This is a genomic window from Cellulosimicrobium sp. BMG9.22 (assembly GCF_059159975.1).
This window is the reverse complement of record NZ_JBZGBY010000004.1, coordinates 222,922-230,728: the sequence shown is the minus strand read 5'-3', so window position 1 is coordinate 230,728 and position 7,807 is coordinate 222,922. Positions and strand designations below refer to the sequence as shown.

Sequence of the window (7,807 nt, the reverse complement as noted above, 5' to 3'; positions counted from 1 at the left end):
GACATGACCACGGTTCTACCTCGGCCGACCAGGGTTCTACCTCGGCAGGTCTTTCCTCGCGGTCAGGCGAGCTCGGGTCGGCGGGCGACGGTGAGGACGTGGGTGTCCGGCCAGTCCACCGGCTCGCCCGTCACGGCGTCGTGCAGCGTCGCGACGGGCGCGAACGCGTGCTCGACGAGCCAGTCGTTGCGCCACGCGCCGCTGCCCGGGTCGAGCACGAACCCGGCGCCGTGCAGCAGCGCCGCCCAGCGCGGGCCGGTCAGGTCGCAGAACCGCTCGTGGCACTCGGACAGCCAGTTGTCCACGTAGTCCTTGCGCGTGCAGAACTCCATCGCCTCGCGCAGCGTGAGCCGCCACGTGCCCGGACCGGTCCGCTCGGGCGCGAACGCCGCACCGGACAGGCGCGGGAAGTCGTGCGCGAACTGCACGAGCCGCGCGTCGGTGGACAGCGACCCGACCCAGGCGGCGACATCCTCGCGCGCGAGGTCGTCGAGGTCCGGGCGCGCCCCGCCCGGACCGGCCCCGGTGGCCGCGGCGCCGTCGTCGGTGCGCAGCGTGAGCACGACGACGCGATCCGGTTCCGCCGGGCCGCACACGTCCGAGTTGATCCACACCCCGCCGGGCCGGGTGTGCTCGTGGACGCGGCGCGCGAAGGTCTCGACGTCACGGACGCCGTCGCCGTACGACGACACCTCGTGCGTGAGCGCGATCGTCAGGGTCGTGTCGACCGAAGCCTCGGGCATGACCGAGCGGTCGAGGATGTTCGCCTGCACGAACCACACGTTCGGGTTCGCGAACACGCCCTGCGCCTTCTTGTGCTCGGCCTCGGCCACGAGGTGTCGCGCGACGTCGACGCCGAACAGGTCGGACTCGTGCAGGCGCGGCTCGCGCGCCACGTGCTCGAGGAGCCCGCCCGTCGCGCAGCCGATGTCGACGACCCGGCCGGGGCGGACGTGCGGCGCGACCTGCGCCCACTTGCGCGCGGAGGCGTCCTCGAACGCGGCCGCATAGGTGCGGTAGTCGCGCGTCGTCGTGAGGTCGCCGTCACCCGAGACGACGGGGTCCGCGAAGACGCGCCGCACCTCGTCGACGAACCCGTAGCGCGCGTAGAAATCGGGCACCGCCGGGTGCGCGACCTCGCGCCAGCGCTCGTCACCTGCGGCGATCAGCTCGACGACGTCCCACGGCCGCGCCGGGACGTCAGCGTCCTGCCCGTCCCCCACGACGTCGAGCTCGACCCCCGCGACGCGGTAGCCGAGCTCGCGGTAGGCGGCGACGAGGGCGGGCGTCGAGCACGCGACGACGGTGTCCGCCGGGTCGGGCGCGACCCCCGTCGCGGTCGCGACGCTCGTCACCACCAGGTGGGGGAAGCGGGCGTTCGGCGCCACGTCCGGCACGGGCACGACGACGGACGCGAGCCCCTCCCGCACGCTCACGTTCTCGACCAGCGCCTCACGCCGGTGGCCCGGCAAGGGGTTGCGACGCGTGCCCTGGTGGTTCGCCGAGGTGACGATCCACACGACCTCGACGTCGGGCGCGCACCGCACCGGACGCCCGTCGAGGTCGCGCACGAGGCCCGCGCGGAGGGCGCGCAGGTAGTCCACCTGGTAGCGGGTGACGACGTGATGTCGGCCGGGGACAGGATCCGGCGCACGGGTGCCGGCTCGGGCGCGGTCGTCGTGGGAGCTGAGGACGGGGAGGCCGAGGGCTCGGGGGTTCGGGGCACGCGCACACGGTGACGGCTCGCGACGCTCCGGCGCAACCCGGGCCCGCCCGGTGTTCGCTCTGCGAGAAGGTGCGGGGACGGGAACGGCAGGATGCCGCCCGCGCAGCGGGCGGACGCCCAGGGCCTTGCGCCGTACGACGCGCGTCGCCATGCGCAACCACCCTGACCTGTGGCACGGTGAGCGCGATGTTCTGGATCGTCGTAGGGGCTGCGCTCGTCGTGTCCGGCCTCGCGATCGTCGCGCTGGCCGCCCGTGGCGCGCGCCGGGGCGGGTCCACCGGGGCGAGCGGGACGGCGATCGCCGTCGGCGGCGGCCTGACGATCTGGGGCCTGATCGCGCTCGTCGTCGGGCTCGTGACCCGGGCCTGAGCCTCCGGGTCGAGGCGTCCGGTCCGACGACGGCCCCTCGCCGAGCCGGTCGCGGCGAGCCGTGCCACGGTGGGAGGACGACCCCGACCACGACGGGAGTGACCGCATGGACGTCCTCGCCGCGCACGGCGACGCGATCGGCGCCGTCGACGCTCTGGTGCGACCTCTGCGCGACGACCAGTGGACCCTGCCCACCCCGGACACCGACTGGACCGTCCGGGACCTCGTCAACCACCTGACCAGCGAGCAGCTCTGGGCGCCCGAGCTGCTCGAGGGCCGGTGGGTCGCGGACGTCGGCGGCGTCTTCGACGGCGACGTGCTCGGTGACGACCCCGTCGACCGGTGGGTCGACGCGTCGGTGCAGGCGCGCGAGGCGTTCCTCGCGCCCGACGCCCTCGACCGCTGGGTGCACCTGTCCTACGGCGACGAGTCGGCGGCGGAGTACTGCGCGCAGCTGACGTTCGACCTCGTGGTCCACGCCTGGGACCTCGCGCGGGCGACGGGGGCCGACGAGGAGCTCGACCCGGCGCTGGTCGCGTGGGCGCTGCACTACGCGGAGTCGCGGTCGACGCTCCTCGGGCCGCCGCTGTTCCGCGGCCCGCTCGACGTCGGCGCCTCGGAAGATGCCGACGACCTCACGCGCCTGCTCGCCCTGACCGGCCGTCGACGTTGACGAGCACGTGAACGCTCGCCGAACGACGCGCGGCACCCGTAGCGCGCGCCGGGCTCGCCGGTCAGACTGACGACGTGGCCGTTCACGACCGTCCCCTGCTCGCACCGGTGGCCGACCGCGGCGGGCGCCCGCTCGTCGTCGCGCACCGGGGGAACTCGTCCGTCGCACCGCAGAACACGCTCGCGGCGTTCGAGGCGGCCTGGCGCGCGGGCGCCGACGCGATCGAGCTCGACGTGCGGCTCACCGCGGACCGGCACGTGGTCGTGATCCACGACGACACCGTGGACGAGACGACGGACGGCACGGGCCGCGTCAGCGACCTCACGCTCGAGGCCGTGCGCGCGCTCGACGCCGGCGCGACGTTCTCGCGGGCGTTCGCCGGGCAGCGAATACCGACGTTCGACGAGGTGACCCGCCTCGTGGCCGAGCGCCCCGGCGTCGACCTGCTGGTCGAGCTCAAGGGCGTGTGGTCGCCGCAGGACGTCCTGCTCGTGACGAAGCAGGTCGACGACGCGGACCTGGCCGACCGCGTCGTCGTGCAGTCGTTCTGGCCGCAGACCGTGGCGGCGCTGCGTGACGCCGCGGGTCACCTCGACCGGGCACTGCTCCTCGCGCTGCGCCCGGACAGCGACGACGAGCTCCTCGCGGTGTGCGCGGACCTCGGTGTGGTCGCGTGCAACCCTGAGGTCGCGCTGCTCGCGCACGAGCCGGGACTGGTCGCCACGCTCCACGACGCCGGGCTGCGCACCCTCGTGTGGACGGCGAACGAGCCCGCGGCGTGGGCCGACCTCGTGGGCCTCGGCGTCGACGGCGTCGTCACCGACCGGCCCGACCGGCTCGCCGGCTGGCTCGCCGCGCGGACCGCCGGGGACGGCAGTCCGGCGGCGCTCGACGGGTGAACCATCCACCGCGGCCCTAGCCTCGTCGGATGAGCTCCTCCGCGGTCGCGCTGAAGGACGAGATCCGCGCGCCCACGGTGTGCGTGCTGGCGCTCACCCCGCTGCTGACGATCGAGATCGAGCCCGCCGGCCCGCACGAGACGTCCCCGGAGGTGCACGTCCACCCAGGCGGGCAGGGACTGTGGCTCGGCCGCATGGCGTATTCCCTCGGGGCTCGCGTCGTGGTCTGCGGGCCGTTCGGCGGCGAGACCGGCACGGTCGCCGCGCACCTCGCCCGGGCCGAGAACCTCGAGCTGCGGGCCGTCGGCACGGGCGGCAACGGGGCGTTCATCCACGACCGCCGCAGCGGCGACCGCTCGGAGGTCGTGACGATGGACCCGTACCCGCTCAACCGGCACGAGGTCGACGACCTGTACAGCACGGTGCTCGTCAGCGCCCTCGACGCCGCGGTGACCATCCTCACCGGGTCGGAGACGGCCGTCGGGGTGCCCGCGTCGTTCTTCCGCCGGCTCGCGCACGACCTCGACGCCTCGGACCGGCAGGTGGTCGCCGACCTGTCCGCCGAGCAGGCGCGCGCCGTGTGCGACGCCCCCGGGGTCGTGCTCAAGATGAGCCACGAGGAGCTCGTCGACGGCGGCTTCAGCGACGACGACTCCGAGGAGTCCCTCCTCGCGTCGGCGCGCGGGATGGTCGACTCGGGCCCCCGCGCCGTCGTCGTCTCCCGCGCCCAGGACCCCACGCTGCTCGTGACGCGAGAGCACACGTACCGGGTCACGACGCCGCGCGTCACGACCGTGGACCATCGCGGCGCGGGCGACTCGATGACCGCCGGGATCGCGGTCGGGCTGGGGCGCGGTCTCGAGCTGCCCGACGCCGTCCGTCTCGGCGCCGCGGCCGGCGCCCTCAACGTCACGCGGCGGGGCCTGGGGACCGGGCGCCGGGACCAGATCGAGCGCTTCGCGCGGCGCGTGACGGTGCGCGAGGTGACGTGACGCGCCCGACCCGACCCACCCGGCCCGAACCCTAGGAGGACATCGTGCGTGCGCTCGTGACCAACGACGACGGGATCGACTCCCCCGGGCTGGCCGTGCTCGCCGGGGCTGCGCTCGCCGCGGGCTACGAGGTGGTCGTCGCCGCCCCTGCCCGCGAGTCCTCCGGCGCCAGCGCGTCGCTGCTGGGTGCCGAGCGCGACGGCCGGCTCGCGGTCGAGGCACGGCAGGCTCCCGGCCTGCCCGACGGCGTCGACTCCTTCGCGGTGCGTGCCGCCCCCGCGCTCATCGCGTTCGTCGCGGCCTTCGGCGGGTTCGGCCCGAAGCCGGACCTCGTGCTCTCCGGGGTCAACAAGGGCGCGAACACGGGCAACGCGATCCTGCACTCCGGCACGGTCGGTGCGGCGCTCTCGGCGATGACGCACGGGATCCGGTCGATCGCGGTCTCGGTCGATGCCGCCGAGCCGCGGCACTGGGAGACGGCGCGGCTCGTCACCGACCACGTCCTCGGGTGGCTCGACGCGGTCCCGCGCGACCTGACCCCCGCCGCGCGCCGGACCGTGAACGTCAACGTGCCCGACGTCCCGCCCGACCGGCTCCGCGGCCTGCGCCAGGCGCCGCTCGCGACGTTCGGCCTCGTGCAGGCGAACATCCACGAGGACGGCGAGCGGCACCTCGTCCTGCAGTACTCGGGCACCGAGCGGCACTCCGAGCCCGACTCCGACGCCGGTCTGCTCACGCGCGGCTGGGCCACCGCGACGCTGCTCGTCGCGCCCTACTGGGACACCGCAGTCGAGATCCCCGACCTCCCCTGACGCACCGCGCCGACCGGCGAGCCCGGGATCGTCGACCGGGTCGACCCCGGTCGTCAGTCCCGTGCTCGGCGGTCGCCGTCCCCGTGCTCGGCGGCGTCGGGTGCGTCGCCGTGGCCGTCCTCGTCCTGCACGACGCCGTGCTCGGCCGTGCGCTCGCGCTCGTCGATGACGTCCTGGCCCGGGCCCGCGAACGTGCGCGACCGCTCCTCGCCCTCCGCGCTCCCGCTGAAGAACGCGGACTCCGCCGCCTCGGGCACGCTCTCGTCCCGAGGCCCGTCCGGCCCGACGACGGGCAGCACCCTGGTCCCGCCGTCCGTGGCCGGGCGGTCGGACGGCCCGGGCGACGCGACGACGCCGACGAGCCGCGTCGGGTCGTCGCTCGGCGCCGCACCGGCACCGCGACCCGCCCGGCGGACGGTGCCGACCACGACGGGCGCGTCCGCTCGGCGCGCGCCGCGGTCCGGGGGCAGTCGCGGGGGCCGGGCGGGCGCGACGGGTGCCTCGTCCGGTGCCCGCCCGGCGTCGTCGGGCGGCGCCACGGCCACGTCCTCGGGCGGCGCCGACGCCGCACCCTCGAGGCGCGTGCGTGGGAGACCCTGGGGCGCCGCGCGCTGGAGCCAGTCGACGAGCCCCTCGCGCACGAAGCAGCGCAGGTCGAACAACGTGGGCGCGTCGCGCGCGCTGACGAGGGCGCGTACGCGCACGAGGCCGCCGACCGCGTCGGTCACCTGGAGGATGCCGACGCGTTCGTCCCACAGGTCCGTGAGGCCGAGCAGCCGCTTGAGCTCGGCGCGCATCTCGCCCACCGGCACCTCGAAGTCGAGGTCCAGCTCGACCGTCCCCAGCAGGTCGGCCGCGCGACGGGTCCAGTTCTGGAACGGCGTCGTCGCGAAGTAGGTGGACGGCATGATGAGGCGGCGGTCGTCCCACAGGTGCACCACGACGTAGGTCATCGTGATCTCCTCGATCCGCCCCCACTCGCCCTCGAGCACGACGACGTCGTCGACACGGATCGCGTCGGTGAACGCGATCTGCATGCCGGCGAAGACGTTCGCGAGCGAGGTCTGGGCCGCGAGGCCCGCGACGATCGAGATGAGTCCGGCCGAGGCGAGGAGGCTCGCTCCCGCCGTGCGCGCCTCCGGGAACGTGAGCAGGACGCCGGCGATCGCGCACACGACGATCACCGCGACGGTGAGCCGGCGCAGGACCGTGATCTGCGTCCGCACGCGGCGCGCGTGCCGGTTGTCCTCGGTGTCCATGCGGTAGCGCTGGAGCGCCGAGTCCTCGAGGACGAACGCGATCGCCCCGACCCACCATGCCGCGACGACGATGAGTGCGATGAGCAGCAGGTGCTCGACCAGGGGCAGCCACGGCGTCCCGCCGTCGGTCGTGAGACGCACCGCGACCCACACCGCCACCACCATCAGGACCGCACGGTCCGGACGTCGCAGCCGCCGCGACAGGTCGCGCGCGAGCTCGCTGCGACGGCCCGCCCGCCGCACGATCGCCGAGACCACGGTGCCGAGCGCGAACGCCACGAGGATCCCGCCGGCGGCCGCGGCGAGGGTCACGAGGACGTCGGTCGTGGTCTCGAGCTCCGGTTCCATCGCTCCAGGCTATGCAGGGCCGTGGCCGACGGCGCGGCGCGCGCGACGCCCGTCGCAGGCCTAGCGTGGCCCGCATGATCTCGTGGGAGCTCGCCCTCGCCCTGCGCGACGCCGGGTTGCGGTGGTCGCCCGTCTCCGGCGACCGCTTCCGCCTCGTCGCGACCGGGGCCGCCGGCGACGTCTTCACGGTCAGCGACATGACGATCGAGCCGCACGAGTTCGACACCGGGGTCGTGCTCGGCTTCAACGGCACCACGGAGTGGGCGCTCGACTCCGTCGCGATCGAGGACGCGCTGTGGCACCCGCTCGAGGACCAGCTGCGCGAGCTCCTCGGCGGCACCTTCCGCCGGCTCGAACGGACCCCTGATGGGTACGTCGTGCACACCGAGGTGCTCGACGACGTCGCCACCTTCGCGGCGGCGGACGCCGCGGACGCCTACGCCCGCGCCCTGCTCGCGCTCGTCGCCGCGAGCGCCGGCGACGGCGGTGCGCAGGACGTGTGAGACGTACCGTCTTCACGCTCCGGCCACACGCTCTCCACGCCATTCGCGAGGCTTCACCCCGGAACGGTGCCGGGTTGGACACATGTCTAGTTGAAGATGGAACAGCCGACAGGCTTCCGTGGTCCACCGTGCGACCAGGCCTGCCGGCGTCGTGGTGCGAGGGCCCGTGCGTCCCGCCTCGACCGCACGCCGTCGTGGTCACACCAGCGCTTCGTCCCGCGCCGGT

General features: G+C 74.8%; 8 protein-coding genes. 6 read left to right on the top strand and 2 right to left on the bottom strand.

Annotated features, from left to right (window positions below; translation table 11 throughout):
* Positions 1–62: 62 nt before the first annotated feature.
* A complete protein-coding gene (locus tag AC4H2H_RS05280; protein WP_494369761.1) occupies positions 63–1,604 on the bottom strand; it encodes a class I SAM-dependent methyltransferase in 1,542 nt (513 codons plus the stop codon).
* Positions 1,605–1,912: 308 nt separating this feature from the next.
* On the opposite strand from AC4H2H_RS05280, the gene AC4H2H_RS05275 reads away from it, so the two are divergent.
* From AC4H2H_RS05275 to surE, 5 genes are all read left to right on the top strand, one after another.
* On the top strand, positions 1,913–2,095 hold the full coding sequence (locus AC4H2H_RS05275; RefSeq protein WP_494369760.1) for a hypothetical protein: 183 nt from the start codon (positions 1,913–1,915) through the stop codon (positions 2,093–2,095).
* A 106-nt stretch (positions 2,096–2,201) separates the two neighbouring features.
* Positions 2,202–2,768, top strand: coding sequence for a TIGR03086 family metal-binding protein (locus AC4H2H_RS05270; protein ID WP_494369759.1), 567 nt, complete (start codon positions 2,202–2,204; stop codon positions 2,766–2,768).
* 74 nt (positions 2,769–2,842) lie between these two features.
* Positions 2,843–3,667: a glycerophosphodiester phosphodiesterase gene (locus AC4H2H_RS05265; RefSeq protein ID WP_494369758.1), complete on the top strand. Its 825-nt coding sequence runs from the start codon at positions 2,843–2,845 to the stop codon at positions 3,665–3,667.
* A 29-nt stretch (positions 3,668–3,696) separates the two neighbouring features.
* Entirely contained in the window at positions 3,697–4,659 is a 963-nt protein-coding gene (locus AC4H2H_RS05260; RefSeq protein ID WP_494369757.1) for a 1-phosphofructokinase family hexose kinase, read from the top strand.
* A gap of 44 nt (positions 4,660–4,703) precedes the next feature.
* Positions 4,704–5,471, top strand: a complete 768-nt coding sequence (surE, locus tag AC4H2H_RS05255) for a 5'/3'-nucleotidase SurE (RefSeq protein WP_494369756.1) — start codon at positions 4,704–4,706, stop codon at positions 5,469–5,471.
* Between the two features lie 53 nt (positions 5,472–5,524).
* Here the strand turns inward: surE and AC4H2H_RS05250 are convergent, their stop codons facing one another.
* Positions 5,525–7,078, bottom strand: coding sequence for a mechanosensitive ion channel family protein (locus tag AC4H2H_RS05250; RefSeq protein WP_494369755.1), 1,554 nt, complete (start codon positions 7,076–7,078; stop codon positions 5,525–5,527).
* A gap of 74 nt (positions 7,079–7,152) precedes the next feature.
* On the opposite strand from AC4H2H_RS05250, the gene AC4H2H_RS05245 reads away from it, so the two are divergent.
* The gene (locus tag AC4H2H_RS05245; protein WP_494369754.1) at positions 7,153–7,581 is read left to right on the top strand and encodes a hypothetical protein; all 429 of its coding nucleotides are present in this window, start codon (positions 7,153–7,155) and stop codon (positions 7,579–7,581) included.
* Positions 7,582–7,807: the final 226 nt, after the last annotated feature.

Bases quoted from the DNA above. Each gene is read 5' to 3' on its own strand.
- AC4H2H_RS05275 (WP_494369760.1), top strand. From the start codon at position 1,913: ATGTTCTGGATCGTCGTAGGGGCTGCGCTCGTCGTGTCCGGCCTCGCG.
- AC4H2H_RS05270 (WP_494369759.1), top strand. From the start codon at position 2,202: ATGGACGTCCTCGCCGCGCACGGCGACGCGATCGGCGCCGTCGACGCT.
- AC4H2H_RS05260 (WP_494369757.1), top strand. From the start codon at position 3,697: ATGAGCTCCTCCGCGGTCGCGCTGAAGGACGAGATCCGCGCGCCCACG.
- AC4H2H_RS05250 (WP_494369755.1), bottom strand. From the start codon at position 7,078: ATGGAACCGGAGCTCGAGACCACGACCGACGTCCTCGTGACCCTCGCC.
- AC4H2H_RS05245 (WP_494369754.1), top strand. From the start codon at position 7,153: ATGATCTCGTGGGAGCTCGCCCTCGCCCTGCGCGACGCCGGGTTGCGG.